The sequence below is a fragment of the Paenibacillus agaridevorans genome, from assembly GCF_003112455.1.
Classification (GTDB): Bacteria; Bacillota; Bacilli; order Paenibacillales; family Paenibacillaceae; genus Pristimantibacillus; species Pristimantibacillus agaridevorans.
On the sequence record NZ_BDQX01000339.1, the window covers coordinates 78,813 to 101,552 of the forward strand.

The 22,740-nt window shown below is 50.2% G+C and carries 22 protein-coding genes; 14 read left to right on the forward strand and 8 right to left on the reverse strand.

Annotated elements, in window-relative coordinates:
* Window positions 1-341: 341 nt before the first annotated feature.
* From PAT3040_RS26725 to PAT3040_RS26735, 3 genes are read right to left on the reverse strand one after another with little or no spacing between them, the layout of a single operon-like run.
* Entirely contained in the window at window positions 342-2,624 is a 2,283-nt protein-coding gene (locus PAT3040_RS26725) for a preprotein translocase subunit SecA (protein WP_108995080.1), read from the reverse strand.
* A gap of 49 nt (window positions 2,625-2,673) precedes the next feature.
* The gene (locus PAT3040_RS26730) at window positions 2,674-3,120 is read right to left on the reverse strand and encodes a hypothetical protein (RefSeq protein ID WP_108995081.1); all 447 of its coding nucleotides are present in this window, start codon (window positions 3,118-3,120) and stop codon (window positions 2,674-2,676) included.
* Window position 3,121: 1 nt separating this feature from the next.
* Window positions 3,122-3,325 (reverse strand): helix-turn-helix transcriptional regulator, encoded by a 204-nt coding sequence (locus PAT3040_RS26735; protein WP_087570447.1) that lies wholly within the window; start codon window positions 3,323-3,325, stop codon window positions 3,122-3,124.
* A gap of 268 nt (window positions 3,326-3,593) precedes the next feature.
* On the opposite strand from PAT3040_RS26735, the gene PAT3040_RS26740 reads away from it, so the two are divergent.
* On the forward strand, window positions 3,594-5,333 hold the full coding sequence (locus tag PAT3040_RS26740) for an ABC-F family ATP-binding cassette domain-containing protein (protein ID WP_108995082.1): 1,740 nt from the start codon (window positions 3,594-3,596) through the stop codon (window positions 5,331-5,333).
* A 218-nt stretch (window positions 5,334-5,551) separates the two neighbouring features.
* On the opposite strand, the gene PAT3040_RS26745 is transcribed toward PAT3040_RS26740, so the two are convergent.
* A complete protein-coding gene (locus tag PAT3040_RS26745) occupies window positions 5,552-6,676 on the reverse strand; it encodes a hypothetical protein (RefSeq protein ID WP_146200568.1) in 1,125 nt (374 codons plus the stop codon).
* A gap of 218 nt (window positions 6,677-6,894) precedes the next feature.
* Between PAT3040_RS26745 and PAT3040_RS26750 the strand changes: the two genes are divergently transcribed.
* The 4 genes from PAT3040_RS26750 to PAT3040_RS26765 all read left to right on the forward strand — a co-directional run bounded on the left by PAT3040_RS26750 (window position 6,895) and on the right by PAT3040_RS26765 (window position 10,391).
* Window positions 6,895-7,845: a sensor histidine kinase gene (locus tag PAT3040_RS26750; RefSeq protein WP_181376854.1), complete on the forward strand. Its 951-nt coding sequence runs from the start codon at window positions 6,895-6,897 to the stop codon at window positions 7,843-7,845.
* Window positions 7,842-8,585, forward strand: a complete 744-nt coding sequence (locus PAT3040_RS26755) for a response regulator transcription factor (RefSeq protein ID WP_108995085.1) — start codon at window positions 7,842-7,844, stop codon at window positions 8,583-8,585. Before PAT3040_RS26750 ends, PAT3040_RS26755 begins: the two co-directional genes overlap by 4 nt.
* A 104-nt stretch (window positions 8,586-8,689) precedes the next feature.
* A complete protein-coding gene (locus PAT3040_RS26760; protein WP_108995086.1) occupies window positions 8,690-9,616 on the forward strand; it encodes an ABC transporter ATP-binding protein in 927 nt (308 codons plus the stop codon).
* Complete coding sequence (locus PAT3040_RS26765) at window positions 9,609-10,391, forward strand: ABC transporter permease (protein WP_181376855.1); 783 nt, start codon at window positions 9,609-9,611, stop codon at window positions 10,389-10,391. The genes PAT3040_RS26760 and PAT3040_RS26765 overlap by 8 nt, the downstream gene beginning before the upstream one ends.
* Here the strand turns inward: PAT3040_RS26765 and PAT3040_RS26770 are convergent.
* A complete protein-coding gene (locus PAT3040_RS26770) occupies window positions 10,388-11,329 on the reverse strand; it encodes an aminoglycoside phosphotransferase family protein (RefSeq protein WP_108995088.1) in 942 nt (313 codons plus the stop codon). The two genes, PAT3040_RS26765 and PAT3040_RS26770, sit on opposite strands and share 4 nt — an antisense overlap.
* Window positions 11,330-11,430: 101 nt before the next feature.
* Between PAT3040_RS26770 and PAT3040_RS26775 the strand changes: the two genes are divergently transcribed.
* Window positions 11,431-12,330 (forward strand): phosphotransferase family protein, encoded by a 900-nt coding sequence (locus PAT3040_RS26775; RefSeq protein ID WP_108995089.1) that lies wholly within the window; start codon window positions 11,431-11,433, stop codon window positions 12,328-12,330.
* Window positions 12,331-12,440: 110 nt separating this feature from the next.
* Window positions 12,441-12,995, forward strand: coding sequence for a dihydrofolate reductase family protein (locus PAT3040_RS26780; RefSeq protein ID WP_108995090.1), 555 nt, complete (start codon window positions 12,441-12,443; stop codon window positions 12,993-12,995).
* Between the two features lie 86 nt (window positions 12,996-13,081).
* Here the strand turns inward: PAT3040_RS26780 and PAT3040_RS26785 are convergent, their stop codons facing one another.
* Window positions 13,082-13,774 (reverse strand): queuosine precursor transporter, encoded by a 693-nt coding sequence (locus tag PAT3040_RS26785; protein ID WP_087570438.1) that lies wholly within the window; start codon window positions 13,772-13,774, stop codon window positions 13,082-13,084.
* A gap of 192 nt (window positions 13,775-13,966) precedes the next feature.
* Here PAT3040_RS26785 and trpB point away from each other — a divergent pair, with 192 nt between their 5' ends.
* The 4 genes from trpB (at window position 13,967) to PAT3040_RS26805 (ending at window position 17,979) form a co-directional block, all read left to right on the forward strand.
* Complete coding sequence (gene trpB / locus PAT3040_RS26790; RefSeq protein ID WP_108995091.1) at window positions 13,967-15,127, forward strand: tryptophan synthase subunit beta; 1,161 nt, start codon at window positions 13,967-13,969, stop codon at window positions 15,125-15,127.
* 18 nt (window positions 15,128-15,145) lie between these two features.
* On the forward strand, window positions 15,146-15,520 hold the full coding sequence (locus PAT3040_RS26795) for a hypothetical protein (protein ID WP_108995092.1): 375 nt from the start codon (window positions 15,146-15,148) through the stop codon (window positions 15,518-15,520).
* An 87-nt stretch (window positions 15,521-15,607) separates the two neighbouring features.
* Window positions 15,608-17,470 (forward strand): SLC13 family permease, encoded by a 1,863-nt coding sequence (locus tag PAT3040_RS26800; RefSeq protein WP_108995093.1) that lies wholly within the window; start codon window positions 15,608-15,610, stop codon window positions 17,468-17,470.
* A gap of 86 nt (window positions 17,471-17,556) precedes the next feature.
* Complete coding sequence (locus tag PAT3040_RS26805) at window positions 17,557-17,979, forward strand: VOC family protein (RefSeq protein WP_108995094.1); 423 nt, start codon at window positions 17,557-17,559, stop codon at window positions 17,977-17,979.
* A 76-nt stretch (window positions 17,980-18,055) separates the two neighbouring features.
* Here PAT3040_RS26805 and PAT3040_RS26810 read toward each other — a convergent pair whose 3' ends face one another.
* Together PAT3040_RS26810 and PAT3040_RS26815 are read right to left on the reverse strand one after the other, a co-directional pair.
* Window positions 18,056-18,934: a haloalkane dehalogenase gene (locus PAT3040_RS26810; protein WP_108995095.1), complete on the reverse strand. Its 879-nt coding sequence runs from the start codon at window positions 18,932-18,934 to the stop codon at window positions 18,056-18,058.
* A 36-nt stretch (window positions 18,935-18,970) separates the two neighbouring features.
* On the reverse strand, window positions 18,971-19,558 hold the full coding sequence (locus PAT3040_RS26815) for a TetR/AcrR family transcriptional regulator (RefSeq protein WP_108995096.1): 588 nt from the start codon (window positions 19,556-19,558) through the stop codon (window positions 18,971-18,973).
* Window positions 19,559-20,233: 675 nt separating this feature from the next.
* On the opposite strand from PAT3040_RS26815, the gene erm reads away from it, so the two are divergent.
* The 3 genes from erm (at window position 20,234) to PAT3040_RS26830 (ending at window position 22,642) form a co-directional block, all read left to right on the forward strand.
* A complete protein-coding gene (gene erm / locus PAT3040_RS26820) occupies window positions 20,234-21,070 on the forward strand; it encodes a 23S ribosomal RNA methyltransferase Erm (protein WP_108995097.1) in 837 nt (278 codons plus the stop codon).
* A gap of 155 nt (window positions 21,071-21,225) precedes the next feature.
* A complete protein-coding gene (locus PAT3040_RS26825) occupies window positions 21,226-21,777 on the forward strand; it encodes an RNA polymerase sigma factor (protein WP_108995098.1) in 552 nt (183 codons plus the stop codon).
* The gene (locus PAT3040_RS26830; RefSeq protein WP_108995099.1) at window positions 21,770-22,642 is read left to right on the forward strand and encodes a hypothetical protein; all 873 of its coding nucleotides are present in this window, start codon (window positions 21,770-21,772) and stop codon (window positions 22,640-22,642) included. Before PAT3040_RS26825 ends, PAT3040_RS26830 begins: the two co-directional genes overlap by 8 nt.
* Window positions 22,643-22,740: the final 98 nt, after the last annotated feature.

Here is a 22,740-nt window from a genome sequence, read left to right on the forward strand (position 1 = left end):
ATGAAAAAGCGATCTTCCACAGTTTGTCCAATCGTATATCCGCTCGACATATGGGGTGATCCCTGGAGCCTAGTCATACTTCGTGACGTCCTCATCCATAACAAGCGGTATTACCGCGAGTTTCTTGCTTCACGCGAGCACACCTCAACGAATATTTTGAGCGCACGGCTCCAATCACTCGTTGAAGCAGGTCTGCTCGTCAAGATAGAAGGAGGTACAAGCCAGGGGCACTCTTATGAATGCCCTTGTTTTATTTCAAAAACTTGTCGTTACAAACAGCCGGGAGAACAGAAGCGGCATGGGCGCGGAATGAATGGGTGAGCGTGTCTCGCTACGTGGGATTAAAATTTCGACCACCCGAATACCGGTCGCAACATCCTGCGCATCCAATAAGCGATTATCGTCCCCGGGTTCCATGCACCGCGATTCTGCAGGGACTCCATATATTGATCGTTGATAATATAAGTCCAAGTGGAAGCAGGGGTCCTTAGCCCGAACTTTTCCCACATCGCCGGATCGTTGGAGCCTCCCAGCTTTATGAGCATATCCGCTGACTCCTTATTGATTTTAGCCGGAATTTCCGCAAATGCCTGGATGATCTGCTCATGGAATTCGTCGATTGGATTGCGGTTAGCAAGGCTCGTCAAGTGGATGCTTTCGCGAATGTAAGAAACGTATGCCAGATGCTCGGCCCAGAACTTGTCTATAAAATAAAGCCGTACCCGCTGCTCCGAAGCGCTCATCGGCGCCTTGCCATTCAAAATATCGAGCCGCTCCGCGTATAACATACGTCTTTGATCCTCCACCATATCCGAATAACTGTTTAGCTCCTGGCGGATATGGAAGTTTTGGCCCATGATCACGCGCTGAATATGCGAAATTTTGCTGGGGAGCACGGATTCGCTTAGAGCTTCATCCTGTCTGAGACCGCGCAATTCTTTCTCCATGCCGAACTTAAGCAATAACTCGTCTTCCAAGCTTACGAAAAAAACGGAAGCCCCTGGGTCGCCTTGGCGACCGGATCGCCCGCGCAGCTGGTTGTCGATCCGCACGCTTTGGTGTATATGCGTACCGATCACGTACAACCCGCCTAGCTTGGCGACGACTTCCCCTTGCGCGGGGTTTCCGCCCCCAAGCCGAATGTCGACGCCGCGTCCCGCCATGTTGGTGGACACCGTCACAGCGCCGAGTTCTCCCGCCTTGGCGATGAGCTCGGCTTCTTTTGCGTCGTTTTTCGCATTCAGAACATGGCAAGGTACGTTGGCCGCCGCTAGCGCCTCCGCCAGCATCTCAGACTCCTCGACGCTAGACGTTCCAATGAGAATCGGCCGCCCCGTTGCATGGACGGACGAGATTTCTTGTACAAGCGCCTTAAGTTTGGCCTCCTTATGGGAATAAATCCGGTGCGGATAATCGATCCGAATGTTGGGACGATTCGGAGGGATCGGCACGACCTCCAGCGCATAAATATCTCCGAATTCCATTGCGGAAACATGCGCGGTAGCCGTCATTCCGCAAATCTTCGGATACAGGCTAAGAAAGTGCTGAAGGGTGATCGTGCCGAGAATGTTCCCGCCGGCTTTCGACTGCAGCCCTTCTTTGGCCGTAAGCGCGGCTTGCAGCCCGTCCGGCAGATGCCTGTTCTCCGCCACGCGGCCGGTATATTCGTCGATCAGCTCGATTTTACCGTCCCGGACGATGTAATCGACGTCTCTCTGCAATAATAATTCCGCATGCAGCGCGCAATTTAATGCCATTAACGAATCACTATTATGGCTTTCGTACAAATTGCCGCATCCCAGCAGCGACTCCGCTTTCGCCGCACCCGCCTCGCTTAAATAAACGTTTCGCTTGTACTCGTCGAAATCGTAATGATCCTCTTGCCGGAGCTGCCTGGCGACTGCCGCGAAACGGGAACCATCGTCGCCGGAAGAACCCGGCTCGCCGGCAATGACTAGCGGCACCCGCGCTTCGTCGAGAAGCAGGGAGTCCGCCTCGTCGACAATGACGTAATGGAACGGACGATGCACGGTGTCGGCTTCGTCCAGAGCGATCGTGTCGCGCAAGTAATCGAACCCCGCTTCTTTGGCCGTTACATAGGTGATATGCGAGGCATACGCTTCCCGTTTTTCGGACAAGCGCATGCCTGCTTGAACCGCGCTTGCCGTTAACCCCAGGTACTGATAGATCGGGCCCATCCAATCCGCGTCCCGTTTCGCCAAATAATCGTTAAAGGTCAGCACATGAACGCCTTCGCCGGATAGCGCGTGCAGATAGGCAGGCAAAACGGCAGAGAGCGTTTTGCCTTCGCCGGTATGCTGCTCGATCACATATCCCTCGTGCAGAGCGATGGAAGCCATGAGCTGGACATCGTAGGGCCGTAAGCCAAGCGTTCTCTTCGCGGCCTCGCAGACTAGCGCATAGGCATCGACAAGCAGCTCGTCCAAAGGCGTACCCGATTCTGCTTCTTTTTGCAGCCGGAGGGATTCCGCTTGAAGCTGCCCATCGTACCACGCATCCAAGTTCCGTTTGCGGATGAGCTCCGCTTTGTCGCGGTAGCCTTTCAGCCTATGCTGGTTATCGCGCTCTTTGATTTCTCGTATCCATTTGACGGCTAGATTCATCGGAATTTAAACTCCCCTCGGTAGAAATAGGTTAATTACTGAACAGGAATCAGACGCGGCTATACTTCCACATGGTTAGACTATAAACGAGAAATTGGCCCAGTCCCAGCAACCCGAAAATGATTAGTGTGTAGACAGCATTGGACGGAAGCAATATGACCGTTCCCACGGCTATGGGCAAGCAAGAGCTGTAGTAAATATAGACGTTTCGGCAAGCTTTGAACGTGATCCATTGCTGTCCCTCATCCACGCCCCGAATTTCAAACGGAACTGTGGCCCAGACATTAATGCGGTCTTTCGGATTTTTGCGATTATAAACTCTTACAAGCGTCACCCACAGCACGCCTAGAGGGACAGCGAAGAGGGCGCAATAAATTCTTCCCGTCGTAGTCGAAAGTTCCCCCGACAGCATTAACTTCAGTAGATAAAACAAACCCAGCGTGCTAAGAAACAATAGGGTTGATAGTAACGGCGAACGCATAACCTGTGCGAACATCTTATCCCTCCTCCTTTAAATAAAAAACTTTCTCCACGGGCAGTTGAAAAGCTGCTGCAATTTTAAGCGCGAGCGTAATCGAAGGGGAGTAATCGCCTTTCTCGATTAACCCAATGGTCTGGCGAGTGGCTCCGATGGCATCCGCCAGGTCTTGCTGCGACCATCTAAAGCGCGCCCTTAGTTCACGTACGTTGTTAACAAGCATGCAAGAGATCCTTTCCGGTTGCTGATTTGAAATGATTGTAAATGAAGTTTAACAAAATGTAAACAATGTATTGCATTTTATCGTGGTTCGACTTTGAAGGTTCGCCTGTATGCGGGGAGTAGCATGAAACTTTTCCCTCTAGATATGAGATACAAATAGATTGAAGTTGGTTATAATCAGTGTTACTCTTACAACGGTAAACTCGAAACTATAATTTGCAATACATCTAATAATAGTCTCTATTTCAGTTATAAAGAGAGGAAACACGATGATAAAAGTTGATAACTTATCCTTCTCATTTCCGCAAAAGGAACTATACAAAAACATTTCCTTTACGCTTGAAGAGGCGCAGCATTGCGCTTTTATCGGAACAAGCGGCAACGGGAAAAGCACATTGATAGACATACTGATGGATCCGGAAAGATACCTGTTCGAGGGCAAGCTGGAAATAGACCCGACTTGCAGGATTGGGCATGTAAGTCAATTCCCGCAATTCGACAAAACGAAAGAAACAACTGTTTATGAATATTTAGGGGAAGAATATTTTAAGATACAAAACGAAATAACCGCAATCTGTACGGAGATGGAAACATCATCGGATATTGAGCCGTTATTAGAAAAATATCAATTCGCTTTAGATGCATTAGATTCCATCGGCGGGGAAGATTTTGAAAGCAATATTAGTAAGAAGCTTAATCTGGCAAACCTCATGAAGCTTAAGGATCTTAAGGTTTCCGACCTGAGCGGCGGGGAATTCAAGCTGATTCAAGTGATGAAGGAAATGCTTAGCCGTCCAGACTTAATGATTATGGACGAGCCGGATGTATTTCTAGACTTTGAAAACCTTAATGGACTTAAGAATCTTATTAATTCCCACAAAGGCATGTTGCTGGTGGTTACGCACAACCGCTATCTATTGAATCATTGTTTCAACAAAATCATACACCTCGAAATCACGGAGATCCAAGAGTTCGAAGGGCGATATATAGATTATAACTTCTCCTTGCTTCAGACTAAGGTTGAGTTGCAGGAGCTCAAAATCGCCGAGGATGAAGAATTGGAGAGAAACGAGAACATAATCGCTAATCTTAGAGTAATCGCAACTTATAATTCAGAGGCTTCTAGAGGCAAAGCATTAAAAGCAAGAGTCAAGTTCCAAGAAAGATTGGAAGCGCGAAGAATTAAAGCACCATTTGTTGATATTAAGCAACCGAATATTAGTTTTGGCATGGATACTGAAATGGAAGATACCACTGTCGTACAAGTCGATCATTATAGTGCTGCCTTTGAAGAGTTGCTTTTAGACAATGTGAGCTTTGAGATCAAATCTGCGGACAAAGTAGCCATTATTGGTTCGAACGGTACCGGGAAAACGACTTTACTTCGAGATATCTTTAAAAATAATCATGAGTCTATTAAAATCAACGACGACGCTAAAGTGGCTTACTTATCGCAAAATCAAGGCGAAGTGCTAAAGGAATCTAATACCATACTAGAAGAATTCATCGATGCCGGGTTTAAAACGTATGATGAAGTTAGATCGTTTATTGCAAGCTATGGCTTTGAAGGGGAAATCGTTAATCAAAGGATATCCTCTTTATCCGGCGGAGAAAAAAATATGCTTCAATTGGCTAAGGCTGCTGCCAGCAAAGCAAACGTATTGCTTCTTGATGAACCGACCAGCCATTTGGACATCTATTCACAGATCGCGCTGGAAAAAGCTATTGCAGATTATAAAGGCGCGATTCTGATGATTTCTCATGATTTCTATTCTGTGGTTAATGGTATGGATTATGTGTTAATCATTGAAGATAAGACGATCAGAAAGATGAGCATTCGAAAATTTAGACAGATGATTTATGCCAGCCATTTTGACAAGGACTATCTAGAAAAGGAACAAAATAAAAGATCGATTGAAATGAAAATTGAAGTGGCTTTAAAAAATAATGAGTTTGAACTCGCAAAAGTATGGGTTGATGAGCTGGAAGCGCTGATTAAGTTGCTTTAAATTGATATATCAAATTAAACGTTACGACGCCGACGCAAACTCTAAACTTCACGGCAAGAATCTTTGAGTTTGAGGTGTAGGGAACAAACGCGACACCATAACATAGCCGACAAAACACATCCAGGCCTATGCATATGCGCATAGGCCTGCTTGACTTCTTGATTGCCCGTAGGCAAATTTTCTTGGGACAAATGTTGTTAAGTCGCTGGCATCAGCCATTATGCCGTGCCATCAGGGGCAGTACGCAGACCGTTGGCTCCGTTCCGCAGCAGCTCGGCTGCCCAACCCCGGGCGGCGTCGGCAATCTCTTGCATGTTAACAACCTCGGCCGCAGGCTGCTCGGCGGCATTGCGAAGACGTCTGGCTTCGGCCAAATGCCCGATGGCCTCTTTCATGGCGGAGGCATAGCCGGATTGAATCGGCGCCAGTTGATCGGCATGCAATTCATCGGTTCCTTTCGCAATGCATAAATCGTACATGTCGATAATTTCATCGGTTTCGCGGTCGGGAAAATATTCATGCGGCGCAGTGCTGTCGAAGACGGCTGTACCAAGCTCGCGCACAATGACCATATCGATGCTGTTCGGATCGAAACCGCAGTGATACACCTCTACATCGTAGCCGCGTCTCAGCCCCTCCGCGGCAAGCCGCTTCAGCAGCGTCGACTTGCCGGAGCCTGCGCGGCCTTTAATCAGGTAGCGTTTCAAGCCTTGGGTCAGCCCCGGGACAAAATCGATTGCCCCGGCAGGCGTTGCAGCGCCGAGGAAACGGTCGTCTCGGCGGCCCTCCTTGGGCAAGGAGGTTTCGCCGAACAGCCGCGAGACGTATGCGTTCGCCACGCGGTTCGCCGCTTCGAAGCTCATGGCGCTGATGTAAATCGCTTCCCAGTCGTCATGAATGTCCAACGCGCGGGCAAAGCAATTGTAGGCGTTGCCTTCGCTCTCCTGTAAGGAGCCCTCCGCCACGATTAAATCCCCCGATCCCAATCCGCTCTCCGAACCGGACGCCGCCTGCGACAGATGGATCGCCTTGCAGCGAATATCGGCAGGCAACGGTCGCATGTGAAGGGGAAGCGCCCCTTCATGGATAAATCCGGTTTTCCTGGATGGAATAATGACGCCGTCGAGCAGCTCGTGATCCTCGGGCCGATGCAACAGCCATACATCGCAGGATGCGGAAAGCGCCTCTTCGGCGATGATCCGCATCGCGGCGGATTGGGCGGCAGCGGGCGCGGGCCGCGCCACGTACAGCAAATCAATCCCCATCAGCGACGATTCCAGCAAATTCCACGGCCCTCTGGCCGTATGACCCCTCACGAAGAAGGGAGTAGCAGTTCCTCTCATGATCAGCACACCTTTCCGGGCGAATGTCACGGTTACCCTTCCAGTGTATTGCGGAGCGAGGGAGTTGGTTCCGCCGCATGCAATTCTTAGCGGCGGGCATTGGCAAGTCAAATGGCAGAGATTCAGTGCGCCTTTGAGGCACTTGGCTGTGGTAAGATGAGGATATTGTTACCGAGGCTTAGGTTCCGCCGATGCCAAATCGAAAAGGAAGTGGCCGTATGCTCGCTGCTTTACTCATCGTATCGCTGCTGCTGGTGCTGCAAACCGGATACGGGCTGTATTATAGAAGGCAGATTCGAGATGTTGGTCGCCAACTGGACTTCATCGGCAAACACGACTCCTTCAAGCTGATCACGACGCAGCTCCAGTCGCGGGAATTGTCCCGGCTGGTGGAAAGCTGCAATGAACTGTTGCGCGAGCGGCGGGCGCAGAATCAGCGATTTATTCAAAAAAACGAGGAAATCCACGAGACGATCGCGAGCCTCTCGCATGATATTCGCACACCGCTCGCAGCGTTGGACGGCTACCTGCAGCTGGCGGAGCGAGCAGAGCCAGTGCAGGAGCGAACTGAGCCAGTGCCGGAACGTGCCGAGCAGGCTTCGCATCGCGCAGACTATGTGCGGCTGGCCCGCAGCCGGATTAAGGGAATGGCCAAGCTGATCGAGGAGCTGTTTCTTTATACGAAGCTGCAGAACCCGGACTACAGGCTGGAGTTGTCGACGGTCGACGCCGCGGAGCTGCTGCGGCACAGCCTGGTCATGCAACTGGAGCCGATCGCCGCTACCGGCTATGAGCCAGAACTGGCGCTGCCGAGCCAAGCGCTTGTCGTCGGACAGGCGCATGCGATCGAGCGGGTATTCGGGAATGTGCTGAGCAACTACGTGCATCATGGCGAAGGCCGATTAACCATTCACTGCCGGGAGACGGAGAGCGAGTGGGAGTTTATGTTCGCCAATCCGCTCCCCCCTGGTCGAACGATTGACGCGGAGCGGTTGTTTCAGCGTTTTTATAAGGCGGACCCGGCGCGCAGCGAACAGACCTCGGGGCTGGGGCTGACGATTGTGCAATCGCTTGTGCAGAAGATGAAGGGATCGGTACGGGCGGAGCAGCTCGATCAGCAATTTTGTCTGTGGATCCGATGGCCGAAGAAGCGGGAGGAGAGGGTATGAGCCGGAGAGAAATCGACGATTTGCGAGGAACGGAAAACCAGCGAGGAGCCAACAGCAGAATTCTGATTGTGGAGGATAATGCGCAAATCAGCGAAATTATCGCCGCAGGCTTGCGATGCGAAGGCTTCCGATGTACGCAGGCATATTCCGGCAGCGAGGCGATGCTTTATCTGGCTCAAACCGGCTACGAACTGATCGTGCTAGACCTGATGCTGCCTGGATTGAGCGGCGAAGAGCTAATCAGTCGCCTGCGCGGGGAGCTGTGCTCGAGCGTGCCCGTCATCGTGCTGTCTGCGCGGGATCAACTGGATCACAAGCTGGAGCTGTTTGCACGAGGCGCCGACGATTACGTGACCAAACCGTTTGAGCTGGCGGAGCTGATCGCCAGGATACACGCCCAACTAAAGCGCGCTGGGCCAGCCTCGGAGGCGGAGCCGGCGTACCGGCATAAACAGTTGTTACTGGACAGCCGAACTTATCATGCGACCGTAAAGGGTCATCCGCTTCAGCTGACCCGTCAGGAATATCGTATTCTCGAGCTGCTGCTCAAAAATCCGAGCCGGGTGTTTACCAAGCAGGATTTGTACACGCTGGCCTGGGACGAGCCGTATATGGGCGAGGACAAAACGATTACGGTGCACATCAGCAACATCCGCAATAAAATCAAGGCGCATTGCGAGCAAAGCTATATCGAGACGATCTGGGGAATCGGCTTTCGCCTGAGCCGGGCGCAGCCGTAGGCTGCAAAAGCTGCTATTACAGATCGGGCTTTACGATTTCTTTACTTTTTCTTGACGTCAACTTGGCTTTCTCGGTGTTAAATGAGAGCAGGGAGGTGACGGGAATGCAGGAATGCATCATAGAGCTGAATCAGATAAGCAAGGCTTATCGCTCGCGCACGGTGCTGCACCCGATCGATTTGCAGCTGTATCGAGGGGAAATCTTTGGACTTATCGGACGCAACGGAGCCGGAAAATCGACGCTACTAAAGCTGCTCGGCGGGCTGATCTATCCGACTGGAGGCAGTATGCGCCTATTTGAGCGCTCGACTTGCGAGCAGCGCAGTCTGCATGAACGAATGGGGCTGCTGGTGGAGAACCCCGGCCTGTACACGCAGCTGAGCGGGTTCGACAATATGGAGCTGCTGGCCGATGCCTACGGCATGAAGGCGCGCAAACCCAGGATCGAGGAGTTGCTGGATCGCGTCGGCTTGGCCGACAGCAGCAGGCGTAAAGTCAAGGAATATTCGCTTGGGATGAAGCAGCGGCTCGGTATTGCTCTCGCGCTGCTAGGCAGCCCTGATGTACTGGTCTTGGACGAGCCGATCAACGGACTGGACCCGCAGGGCATTGTCGATATCCGGCATCTGCTGCTGGAGCTGAACAAGACGGGGCTGACGATCGTGATTGCCAGCCACATATTGGAGGAGCTGTCGAAGATGGCGACTCGGTTCGGCATTTTGCATGAGGGACGGATGGTCGAAATCGTCTCGCGCGACGAACTGCTGCAGCAATGCGAGCAGCGCATTGAGATTCGGCTAACCGAGCCGGAGGCGGCGATCCCGATTCTGGAGGCGGAGCTGGGCATTCGTCGTTACAAGCTGCTTGATAGTCAGCTGTTGCAGGTGTATGACGAGCATGCCGAGCTGTACCAGATTCATGCCGCACTCGTGAAGGGCGGCGTCACGGTGCATGGCATCGCCAGGCAGCAGGTCAGCCTGGAGCAATATTTTCTGGAGCGTACCGGGAGCGGAGGTGTGCGGAATGCTTAATATATTGCGAATGGACTTCCGGCGGTTTCGTAAAAACAACATGCTGCCCCTGCTATTGGCCGTGTTTTTCGCCTTTCAGTTGTTCGGAATATTTATGATGAGCCGTTATGCCGACAGCTACAGTGCCGGTGCCGGCCTTGGGCCGGGCTCGTTGAGCGCCAGCGAGTTTTTCCAATATATGCTGGCACAGCCGCCTTCATGGATGCTGCTGTATGTGGCTGTGTTCACGGTTCATTATACCTGGAGCGAACGCAGCGCAGGCTTCTACAAAAACTATATCTCCATGCGTCATGCGAGGGTATCGAGCGTGCTGGCAAAAGCGCTGCTGCTGGCGCTGTTTACGCTATTGTTGTTTGTCGCGGCGGTAGCGGCGAACGCGCTCGGGAGGCTGCTGTTTTTTGAGAATGCGCCGACCGGCGAGCTGGGGCAATATGCGCTTCTGCTGCTGCTGCAATTTTTGCTGCATTGGGCATTTGCCGTGATGATGCTGTTCGTGGCGCTGGCGGCGCGCAGTCTGATCGCGGGGTTGATTATCGGGCTGCTGCTTGCGCTGAATCTTGTCGGCTATAGTCTGTCCGCGCTAGCCGCGTTGCTGCTGGGCGAGGACGGGGCCGGCATCGCCTCATGGTGGCTGGTCAATCGAATCGTGCATCCGCTTGAGCTGGGGCAGGCAGGGGGGGCGGACATGTTGGAGCCGGCGATCGTCGCGCTGCTGTTTCTGCTGCTGTTCGGCGCGGCAGGTGCGGTGTTCAGACAGCGCGAGGATTTGCGTTAATCGGCCATTTCTTGCAATTCTTTCGTGAGGCTAGCCAGCGTCTTCGTTCGTTCATGGGATTCCTGTTGGTCGAATAAAAGCTGTTCTATCCATTCCCAAGTATCCTCTAGTCTGCGTCTTACCTGATAAAAACGCAGAACGTCGGGGATTAGGGCGAAATCAGGATGTCGTTTCCGATAGACGCTTAAAAATGTTTCATAATAAGGTTGATCAACAAGGAACATGAAATCCGCCTCGACGGGTGCCAGTCGCAATCCTTCCCAATCGATTAAGATAACCTGTTCTTTTGCTATCATCAGATTCCAGTTATGGAGGTCGGTATGGCATAGTACATTTCGTAAGGGTCGTGGCAGCAAATCCCTTGATCGTTTTTCAATATCATCGATAAGTTCATTTAATTGTTCCGAATTCTGGTTTATCACTTCTCTTACGTCTAATGGAGCAATCGATTGCCCATTGATAAGCTGCTTTAATTGACTGACAAAAGGAATGGAGAAATCTTCTTTAAGATGCTGCGTTTTAATTGGCAACTGTTCGTCGTACGAGTGAAGCTCTGCAATTATGTTCGCTAATTGTACCACCTGATTGTCCGTTAAATCCCGGTTTCCAATTGTTTCTCCCTCGATGTAATCATAGAGCAGAAAAATACCGTCAGCGTTAGAGCATTGGTAATTACCGCCTTTTGTTACGCGGGGAACGGGGATTTTTCCATTTAGACTGCTGTGTTGATGAAGCCAGATCAGGACAGGGACATATTCGTTTATCAGGGCAGTCCATTTCGGAGTGGAAGCTCTGCTTTTCTCGTAAATTTTCAAGAAGTAAGGGCGGTTGCTCGCAATCATCTTGTAAGCAAGCGCGGACCAGCCGCCTTGTTGAGGCGTAAGGTGCGACACATTCAGCTCATAATGTTTATATATCGTTTCCTCAATCTTTTTCATAAGCTCTCCATTTGGGAAGTAATAGGCAGAAGCTGTTACATCTCCTTCTTTAGGGATAATTATAATTGCACGCCTGTTTATGTGCAACGAGGCTGCAGATAGTGTTGGAAGGCAATCGTTCGCATGAGGGGCTGATGGATTTGGATAATTGGGAGAAGCAATTAATGGAGCAAAGGTTGGAACATGTGAGAGCGGAGATGGGGGAACTGTCCTTTCAGGAAGTTGACTTCATCACCACGGGTTGCGAAAAAGATGTTTTGATTTTGGATAAGAATACAGTAGTTGCTTTCTATCGCAAAGGATTACAGGTTGAACGCTACAACGTACGACAAGAACTGATTCGGAGTTTAGCAAGGCAGACAGAGCCGGTTTTGCCTGAGTGTCTGTATTGTTCTCCAACCCAAACTTTTGTGGTGGAAAAATATGTGCCAGGTTCTCGAATTACACCTCATTATGTGGAAAAACATTTGGAAAGTGCACAACAAATAGGTCGACTAGTAGGAAGTTTTTTAAAACGACTTCATATGGCATCAGAACAAAAACTGGTTTTACAGACCGGTTTTGGAGAAGAAGTTCGGAATGATATGGTTGAAGGGGTTAAGTTGCTACAGTCCAAACTGTCACAATCAGAGATGGAGCAAGTGAAGGACTTTCTTAAAAATTATTATGAAATTTCGGCATCGGTTCGGACATGTATTGTACATGGGGATTTCCACTATGATAATATTCTGTGGGATGAGAGTACCGGTCGGATTGGAATTATAGATTTTAGCGAAGCGGGAAGAGAAGACCCCGCATTGGATTTTATGTATATGGCTTATTATCCTATAGAATTCAGGCGCGCGGTATTTGAGGAGTATGGTTCAGCAGATACAAAACTATATGAAAGAAGCCAAATGTACGATAGAATCTATGGTTTGTATGATATGATCGAAAATATTCAGGGAAATCCCAGGAAACCAAGCTTTGAAAAAGGGTACACAAGATTTTTCACCACTTAAGAAAGTATAGGCTTTCGGAATCGCTCCAGCATAACCGCTGCTTGTGCGCGCGTCGCCGTTTCTGTCGGCCCTAGTTAGTTTGCGATCTATAATTCGAGGAGGATTTGAAAATGACAAAAGTAGTCTTCGGTATGACGATGTCGCTTGATGGATTCATTAATGACGCGGATGGCAGTGTCGCCTTGCTCTATCCTGATATGATAGAGCTTGGCCAGACCGACCTGATGCAGGAGTGGATTGACACAACCGGGGCTGCAGTTATGGGGCGCAGAACCTTTGGAATGGCTAGTGATCCTGATGGCTACGCCGATGGTTATGAGTTTCAAGTACCCATTTTTGTTATTACTGAGCAAGCGCCGGAGAAAAAACCAAAAGAAAACGGCCGTATAAGTTTTACGTTCGTAGATAATGTCGAAGCTGCGATTCAGCAAGCCAAACAAGCCGCAGGGGAAAAAGATGTCACGGTTGTGGGCGGCCCGAGCGTCGGCCAACAATTGCTAAAGGCCGGTCTTGTGGATGAATTGCAAATTGGCATTATGCCTGTTTTGCTTGGCGAGGGGCAGCGGCTTTTTGAGCATCTTGAAGGCATGAAGATCGTGCTCAAGAAGACAAGGGTCGTTGAAACGGGCCAGCGTACTGACATGTGGTTTACAATTGAAAAGTAATGGCTGACCGGTAACGGAAATGCGGGACCTTATCGATAAATGCTGCAGCCGCTATTAAAATTGCGCATTTCCCAGGTCCGCGAGGCTTATTCCTCGCGGACTTTCATATTTCTTGCCCAATAGAGCACCGGCGTGGCCAGGAACGAAATGAGCAGCTTCAGCAGATACGTCGTCAAAAAGATTTGGATCCAAATGTCGAAGGCATGCACCTTGTAAAAAGCGATCGTGCAAAACACGAGCGAATCGACGAATTGGCTCACAAGCGAGCTGCCGTTGATCCGGATCCAAAACTGATTGCGCACCGGGAACTTCGTCTTTAGGTAGCTAAAGACCCGAACGTCCAGAAACTGGCTGACAAAGTAGGCGCACATGCTGCCGGCCGCGACCTGCGGCAAGAAGCCAAAGAGCGCCTTCATCGGCTCGTGCGCGAAGTCATCGGCTTGCGGCACGAAGCCGAGCGTCATCTGCATCAGAATCGTGGACGCAATGAGCGTAAAGAAGCCGAACCATACGGCTTGCTTGGCCGATTGCCGGCCGTACTTTTCATTAAGCAGATCCGTCGACATATAGATGGACGTGTAGATCGTATTGCCCAGCGTCATGACGATGCCGAACGTGCCAATGGACATCTCTATCGTTTTGGCGACCTGGATATTGGCGATCACGGTGGCAAAGCCAATCCAGGCGTATAGTCCTTTCTTGCCGAACATGCGATAGCACAGCAGGAAAAGGCCAAAGTGGACGAGCATAAAAAGCACGCCCCACAACAAATTGAACATGACAAAAAGGCCTCCTTAGTTTTGGTAACGCGGGATGGTTACGAACCGCGACTGACGATATAGACAGCCACTATCCTAACAGTTTTTCCCGAGATTGAAAAGCTAAATCTGAAAGGGTTGACTTCAGTAATTTATGGTAAAATATTAGGAGTGAACAGCCAATTCTATTTCGAATAATGGAGGCGCTTACCTATGGAGCAGCAGTTGCAGCAAGAGGGATACTTTGGAGAGTTTGGGGGCAGTTTCGTCCCGCCGGAATTGCAGGAGGTGCTGAGTTACCTGAGCGACCAATTCTACAAGCTGAAAGACGATCCGGAATTTAAGGAGGAGCTGCGCTATTACCTGAGCGAATACGTTGGCCGCGAGAATCCGCTGACGTATGCGGAGCGGTTATCCAAGGCTTGGGGCGGACCGAAGATTTATTTGAAGCGCGAGGACCTCAACCACACCGGAGCGCACAAAATCAACAACGCGATCGGCCAGATACTGCTTGCCAAGCGTATGGGCGCCAAGCGGATTATCGCGGAGACCGGCGCGGGCCAGCACGGCGTAGCTACGGCAACGGCCTGCGCGATGTTTAACATGGAATGCGTCATCTACATGGGAGCCGAGGATACGCGCAGGCAGGCGCTTAACGTGTTCCGCATGGAGCTGCTCGGCGCAACCGTCGTACCGGTCGACAAGGGACAAGGACGGTTGAAGGACGCCGTAGACGAAGCGCTCGGCGATCTGGTCCGCAATTACAAGAACACGTTTTATCTGCTGGGCTCCGCGGTTGGTCCGCATCCGTTCCCGACGATGGTCAAGCACTTTCAGGCCGTTGTTAGCGAAGAATCGAAGCGGCAGATTGTGGAGAAAGAGGGACGTTTGCCGGATGCAGTGGTGGCTTGCGTGGGCGGAGGCAGCAACGCGATTGGCGCATTCGCGCACTACATTGACGAGCCGACCGTTCGTTTAATCGGCGTTGAACCCGATCAAGCACCGTCCTTAACCCAAGGTGTACCGAGTATTATTCACGGCTTCAAGTGTCTGGTGCTGCTGGACGAGAACGGCGAGCCGCAAAAAACCTATTCCATCGCCGCGGGACTCGACTATCCGGGCATTGGGCCGGAGCATAGCCACCTCAAGGTGACGGGTCGGGCAGAATACGCAACGGTCACCAATGAGGAAGTGCTGGAAGCATTCCAGGAATTATCCCGCACGGAAGGAATCATTCCTGCCCTGGAGAGCGCTCATGCGATTGCTTACGCGAAGAAGCTGGCTCCGACAATGGACCAGAATCAAATTATTATCATTAATTTGTCTGGCCGGGGAGATAAGGATGTCGAGCAAGTTTATCAAATGCTTAAGTAGGCGATAGGGGCTGACCAAATGTTCGCGATCGCGGGCGCCGTCTTATTCGCGGTAGTTGCCATTATGACGATTTTGGTAGCTTTCGGACTGCCTCTGGGAGAGTTTACGATGGGCGGAAAATATAAGGTGCTGCCCGTTCGGCTCAGATATGCCGCCGTTATTTCATTTATCGTTCAGTTGTTTGCGATTGTCGTTATCTTGCAGGCTGGAGGGTGGTTGCCATTTTGGTTTTCCGAAACGGCGACCAAGTATATTTGCATGTTTTTTGCCGCTTATTTGTCACTGAATACAGTGGCGAATCTATTTTCCGTCAGCAAAAAGGAAAAATATGCGGCAACCCCGCTGTCCGCTGCAGCGGCTATCTGTTTCTGGATGGAGTCGATTCGCATGTAGGGATCTTGCACGTGATAAATGCTCCGACTTCTAGTAAGCTAGTCATATAGGCATATTGTGCTATAACCGTTAGAAGGGAGCTTTTACGTGAACGGTCCTATGATTCTCACTTTATCCGTACTAGCCGTTGCGTCTGTTTTGTTCATCTCCGGGAAAGTGCGTTCCGATTTGGTTGCCATCGGAGCGCTAATCGTTTTAATGCTGTTTAACATTCTCACGCCAGCCGAAGCGTTGTCCGGCTTCGCCAATTCGGTCGTCATCATGATGATCGGGTTATTCATTGTAGGCGGCGGTATCTTCCAAACGGGGCTCGCGAACATGGTCAGCAGGAAGATGCTGAAGCTGGCGGGGACGAACGAGACTCGGATGCTCGTCATGATTATGGTCGTCACGGCTGCCATTGGAGCGTTCGTGAGCAATACGGGGACGATCGCCGTCATGATGCCCATTGTCGTGAGCCTTGCGATGAGCGCGAAGACGAATCCGGGCAGGCTGCTCATGCCGCTTGCTTTTGCCAGCAGCATGGGCGGGATGCTCACTTTAATCGGAACTCCGCCCAATATGGTCATTCAAGAGGTATTGTCGGGAAGCGGATATAACGGAATATCCTTTTTTACGTATACGCCGATCGGTCTCGTATGTATTGCGGTCGGGATTGTCTCGATGCTGTTCCTCCGCAGGTTTCTGCCGCAGAACGAAAAGGATGAAGGCGACCGGCGGACGGGACGTTCGCTTAAGGATCTGGCGAAGAAGTACCAGCTTACGCAGAACCTTTATCGCGTGCAAGTGAGTCCGCACTCCCCGATTCGTTTCAAGACGTTGCAAGAACTGAATATATCTGCTCGACATGCGTTAAACGTAATCGAGATCAGGCGAAAGATATCGGCCAAGAACCAATTTTTTAAAACGATCAACCAAGAAGTCGCCGGATCGCATACGATCATCCAGGAAGAGGATATTATGTACGTTTACGGTGCCTTCGAGCGGGTGGAGGAGTTCGCCCGGGAGTTCGACCTGACGATGCTTGATCATCAAGTCTCGGAAAACAAACGGGCATCGGGAACAGAACTGTTTGCGACGGAAGATGTCGGCATCGCCGAAGTCATGCTGACGCCTACGTCCGGGCTTATTAACAGACTCGTCAAACAATCCGGCTTCCGGGAGAAGTATCGCTTGAACATACTCGGGATTCAACGACAAGATCAATATCTTCTCCATAATTTGAAAGAAGAGAAAATGCGCTTCGGCGATGCCCTGCTCGTGCAGGGGACGTGGAAGGATATCGCGAGGCTCGCGAACGAATCGGATGTCGTCGTTGTAGGGCAACCGATTGAGGAATCCCGCAAAGTGACGATGGACAATAAAGCGCCAATCGCGGCGGGTATCATGCTACTGATGGTCGTGCTGCTGGTATCGGATTTCATTCCCGCAGTGGCGTCAATCATGATCGCGGCTGTCCTGATGATTGTGTTCGGTTGCGTGAGAAGCATGGAGGAAGGGTACAAAACGATCAATTGGGAGAGCGTTGTGCTGATCGGCGGCATGATTCCAATGTCGATCGCGATCGAAAAGACGGGCGCCGCGGCGCTGTTGTCCGAAGGAATGGTAGGCGCGTTAGGCGGCTACGGTCCCATGGTCTTGCTTGCGGGCGTCTACTTTACGACTTCGCTTCTTACATTGTTCATCAGCAATACGGCATGTGCCGTCCTGTTCGCGCCTATAGCCCTTTCTGCGGCGCTTCAGCTTGACGCCAATCCGTATCCGTTTCTGTTCGCGGTATCGATCGGAGCCAGCATGTGTTTCGCTTCGCCCTTTTCCACGCCGCCCAATGCGCTTGTCATGTCGGCTGGACGTTATCGTTTCTCTCATTATCTCAAGGTTGGATTGCCGCTGCAGGTCATAATGGGCATCGTAATGGTGGCCGTGCTTCCGTTGTTTTTTCCGTTGTAAAGCACCGATGAATTCTTCCCGGTTGATTCGTCTATAACTATGAAGGCAGAAATAGATGATCAAACAAACTCAAGGAGGAATAATCGATGACCGTAAAACTTACACCGTACATTACTTTGGAAGGCAACACCAAGGAAGCCATCACGTTTTATGAACAAACAATCGGAGCGGAGGTACTTTCCATCCTGACCTATGGAGATATGCCGGACATGCCGGATACATTCTCCGAAAATCTCAAGGACCTTGTGGCACATGCCAAGCTGCGAGTTGGCGAATCCGAGCTTATGTTCTCGGATACTCCCGGCGGTTCGGCAATTGAAGCGGGCAAAAGAGTCACGATCTGCATCACGACGAACGACGTGGAGCATTCCAGACGAATCTTTGAAGCATTGCGGCAAGGCGGGCAAGTAAACATGCCTTTCAGCGAAGAGGCTTTCAGCCCCGGCTTCGGCGATGTGACGGATAAATTCGGCGTGACCTTTCAAATTTATACGGAAATTCCGGGCTGAATTTCAGGATGCTGAAAGAACGAGCCGCTTTTCACGCCTGCGAGGGGCTGTCACTAAGGGACAGCCCCCTTGCAGGCTATGCTAGCTTCATTAACCAAGAGGCAAGTGCCTCGCCAATTTCATGAGGCGAATCCTCCTGGGGATAATGAAGTCCGCGGACGGTAATCTCCGTTTGCATGGGCCAGGTTCGGCAGAATTCAACATGGGATTTCGGCATTGTGCCTGGATCGCAGTTAACGAAAAGTTTCGGGAACGAGCTCTGGGCTAACCACTCACCGTACCTGATCACAATGTCCGTCACATCGGCCGGGTTTCCATCAAAGGGAAGTTGCCGCGGCCAGGTTAACGTTGGTCGGCGTCCTTCGCCGGGCAGCAAGAATGGTCGACGATATTCCGCCATCTCATCCTCCGTCAACTTGCGCATAATGCCGATTGGAAGGTTCGTCTCGATGAAAGAGTTGTGTTCTAACACCATTTGCTCACCCTCGCTGGATCGTAATGCCTGGAAAATGTTCCGTCCCCGTTCCGGCAGCTCGCTCCAACTACGCGGTTTTATGATTCCCTCCATGTAGGCGATTCCTTTAACGGCATCCGGATGGCGGTACGCCCAATCAAATCCCAAGGCCGATCCCCAATCGTGCACCACAAACGTAACCCGCTCGCGAACGCCAAGTTGATCCAGAAAGGCATCGAGGTAGCGACGATTCTCTACAAAAGTGTAAGAGTCGGAACCGCTATGGGGAATTTTTTCGGAATCCCCCATGCCTATGAGGTCAGGAGCAATGCAACGACCGAAATTTTGAGCATAAGGAATAATTTCACGCCAGAGATAAGAGGAAGTAGGGTTGCCGTGCAGAAAGACAATCGGATCGCCGCTTCCTTCGTCTACATAGGCCATTTCCAGACCGAGTACTCGTTGACGCTTTTTTTCGTAGGGGAAAGACGTTTCAGTCATAAAGAATCTCACCTTTCATTTGTAGGGAAACCAATACTAAGGGCTAAGCGCCTTAGTAAATATGCGCACGCTTTCTTCAATAAAATCGTCCAGCACATCTTCCGAGACCGCTTCTTCGTCATTTAGTCTATTGATGAAAGCCCCGTAATTCATCCACATAAACGATAAGGCCTGGATCTCTGGATTAGAGGTGACCACTTTGCCTTCCGATGACATTGCAGTTAGATAATCAGTAAGCAAATTTTTTAAGTGGGTGGGATTGCGCGAAGCCTCTTGCAGAACAGAGTCAGGTAAAGTACTGCTACCTTTAAGCGCGATCGAGATTAATTTTCTATTCCGGTTCATAATGTTGTGATACGTTCGACTCACTGTAAGCAGGTCCTCTTGCAGATATCCCTTAAGATCTTCGTTAAAAAGCCTGGTCATCTCATTGCCATAGTGAAACCGGCTAAAGGCGGCCTCAAGCAGTTTTTCTTTTGTTCCAAAATGGCGAAATAAAGTGACTTCGTTTACTCCGGCAGCTAGTGCGATTTCTTTGGTCGTGGTGCCGTCATATCCTTTTTCGGCCATGAGGTTGATAGTTGCCAACAATAATTTCTCGCTTGTAGTCGGAGTAGCGCTCATGAGATTCCTCCTTCCTTAATGCAAGTACTTGCTTGCATTTCATTTTAGATCGGGTCTAACTAAATGTCAAACTTTTTCATCTGCGACGAATCCTTATGAATAATATGGCGAGCTCACGATGATCAGGAAGAGCTTAATATCTAATCAGAAGGCGAAGAAAGTGGACTCTATTCTTATACGAGAACAAGGATATTGCGCTGTAACGATCGTAGCCGGATTGTGGTTTGGTCTGCCTTTATGATACAATAACAACAGTTTAAGGAACGGAGGGTTGTCCTGACGATGGGTGCAGTTAATTACGGAAGATTACGTTTTGTCACTTTGTCCCGCTAACTTCATAGTGAACAAAGGCTCTGCCTGCGAGCGGAGCAAAACGGAATCGGTCTGCCCATTTCAGGATATCCTATTGCATAATTGAAGGATAAGGGACAGCGTGTCTGTCTCTTTTTTGCGTGTACAAAATAAGCACGGCATTAATCTTCTCATACCAAGGGAAAGTTGACGCTTATTCAATTATGCAATGAAACCTACAGCGAGCTGTTGTCCCGATGCTCACAGGGACGCTTGTTTGAATGCGCATATTGGTTGTTACATTCCCGTTGTTCCGCCGCAGGCCCGCGCCTGCGGTTCTTTTGTTTATCCAAGAAACTTAACAACAACGGGAGGAACGAATCTATGCGCAAACAGAATAAGAAACATCGAACGGTTAGGAAACATAAAGCGGGGCCGAACTTTTCGGGGCAGCATCTGCTGCATCACCCGCGTACAATTAAGCAACTAATTGACACGATACAGCTGCAGCCAAGCGATACCGTGCTAGAGATCGGCGCAGGCAAAGGAAGTCTTACATTTCCGATTGCCGCAAGAGCAGGCAAGGTCATCGCTGTAGAGAATGATGCAGATTTCGTCAGGATGCTCCGAGCCAAAGCGGAAGACCATCCTCACATTAACATTATAGAAGCCGATTTTAGGCAAATGAGGCTGCCGGCCGGACCCTTCTGCGTAATCGCCAATATTCCGTTCTCTATCACAACGGCCATTCTCGATAAGCTGCTTGGGTTCGAAGGCAGATCATTCCAGCGAGGGGCGCTGATCCTGGAGAAAGGAGCGGCTATTCGATTTACGGAAAGCGCTACGCTGGATCCGAGGCTGCTCCTATGGAGAATGCAATTTCATTTCGACATGAGGAAGGTCATTCCGCGCACTCATTTTGCGCCGCCGCCTCGCGTTGACGCTGCTATCATTCGAGTTGCAAGAAGGGATACCTCTCTAGTCCCCGAGAAGGAAAGAAGGCGATTTGCCGCCTTCGCGTCATATCTGCTTCGTGAACCGCGACTTATGGCAGAGCATGCACTGGGAACCATATTCACGCCGGCACAATTGAAAATTACATTGAGACTTGCACATGTTAGACGTGAGCAAGCAGTCGCTTCACTATCGCTTGAACAATGGGCATCGCTCTTTCTTGCCATGCTGCAGCATGTCGCTCCTCATCGTTGGCCGAGAGGGTAAGTGTCCGGCCGCATGGCCCTGGCGATGTATGTATGGTATGTATAGCCGTAGAACAGAGCGCCGATTGAGGATCTGGCGATTAATTTTGAAATGCTTAATTAAACTTGAAAACCAATTGGCCTCATTCTTCGTGTTAGAAGAAAAGGAGGGAAACGATGCGAGTGATCATGTCCATGTTGTTTACACGCAAAATGGTTGTCGAGAGTGAGCAGTCTGAGCAGTTGGACAACTCCATTCGCACAGCTTACGACCGCCATATCAATCTTGTTTATCGGATTTGCTTCTCTATGATGGGAAACAAGCCGGATGCGGAAGATGCGGCTCAATCCGTATTCATAAAGCTTATGGAATGCGGCAAATCTTTTGTTGATGTCGAGCATGAGAAGGCGTGGCTGATCGTGACTGCACAGAATCATTGCCGCGACCTGCTCCGCAAATGGTGGAGAAAAAAGGTTGTCGATCTAGAGAGCAGTTCAATGGAGCAAGCAGCAACGAAAGCGAATACGGTTTTGACCTGCGATATGGAGGAGGAGTTAAATAAGCTTCCCGCTAAGCAACGACTAGTCTTATATCTCCATTACTATGAGGGGTATAGGATAAACGAGATTGCTATTATGCTCAAAATGAATGTGAACACAGTAAAAACGCAGATGAGAAAGGCGAGGAAACGTCTGAAATTGGAATTAGGAGAGGATGACTATGAATAAAAACGAATTACATGCACACTTCGAGAATATGACGCCTAACGAGAGACAAAAGGCGAGAATGAGGGCCAATATTCTAAATTCCAGGCAACCGGTTGCACATACGAAAGTGTGGGCAAGGCTGCTGAGCGCCAGGTGGGCAATTCCGGCCATTTGCCTTGTGTTGGCGATCGCTGTCTTCTTAAGTGTCCCGTTCGGAGAGAAAACAACCGCGTATGCCATTGATGTAAGAATCGGGGAAGACGGACCTGCCTTCAGACTGGCGGATAATGAGAAGAGGCCAGGCGAATACGGCACAATAGTCAGCAATGTAGATTCAAGGCCTGGATTGGAGTTTTATATCGATGGCGAGAATATCGCGAAAATAGAAATTTCTACACAAAATGAATATATTTACGCCGTGGATTGGACGAAGACGCAGGACGAGAAATTCTGGAATTCTGAGCTTTATCAAACTTTTGATGAAGAAAGCCAAATATCCAAAGCTGATTTTGGCTTGCTTTATGACAAGAAAATCACGATGAATTTCGATGAGGATTTCAACAACCACGGGGACATCTGGTACCGCTGGACGGCATGGAATATGTACAAGTGGGCAGCAGAAGATGACTATGCTCATTTTCTCGGAGCGAATCAAGCCGTGCCAGAGGACTTGACATCTCAAGAGGCGCTGGCGGCCGCTGCAGGCAACGACGGATCCGGTATCGGACATATGCAGTTGGACGAATATCCCGATGAGCTGAAGGAAGACCAGATTACGATTGTCATTACAGATCGGGAAGGCAAGCGCACGAAGAAAGTCATTCACGTTAAAGTCAGCAACAATGAGCTGCGACAAACCGTCGTTACGGCCAGCTTAGAGGAATAAGGAGAGAATAAGCGAACGCGTCATTCTGCTGGTTTCGCAAAACAATAAAATTCCTTTACAACTAGATTGATTTCTCTTAACAAATGATTGTTAGACTC